We start from the raw sequence: 415 nt of genomic DNA, 5'->3' as shown, positions 1-415 counted from the left end.
GCGGCCACGGTACGACCCTCTCCATCTCTGTCAGGAAGCGCTGGCGCCTGGTCACCCGTTTCTTGCCCGCACTCTCCGCTTCTGCAAAGCTGATCTGCCGCTTCATCACTATTGGTCCGTTCCGTGAGCTTCCTTCTATAACGTACTCGAACACGTCAGCGATGACGGCCGAGCCTGATAAATCAGTGTTTCCCTAGTGCGAATTCGCCCGTGGTTGGCGGATCCATCACTTCAACAACAAATACTTCGTTGCCTTGCTGGTTCATCGGGATATCTCCAATTCGTGAAACTGGGTTATCCATTTAACCGGAGTTGAGCGTAGACTGGGGCAATGGAACTTCCTCATGCCAGCACCCACTATCCTAAGTCCCTTGGGGAGTTTCAGGCTTGGTTCCCGACTGATGCAGACTGCCTG

General features: G+C 54.0%; 1 pseudogene. It reads right to left on the bottom strand.

What is annotated here, in order from left to right:
• Positions 1 to 106: pseudogene (locus F6X37_RS36055) on the bottom strand (IS5/IS1182 family transposase); the annotation flags it as partial.
• Positions 107 to 415: the final 309 nt, after the last annotated feature.

It is taken from the genome of Paraburkholderia sp. 31.1 (genome assembly GCF_014397645.1).
Lineage (GTDB): Bacteria > Pseudomonadota > Gammaproteobacteria > Burkholderiales > Burkholderiaceae > Paraburkholderia > Paraburkholderia tuberum.
Note: the sequence above shows the minus strand (reverse complement) of the source record. Positions and strands in the feature narration are given on the sequence as shown.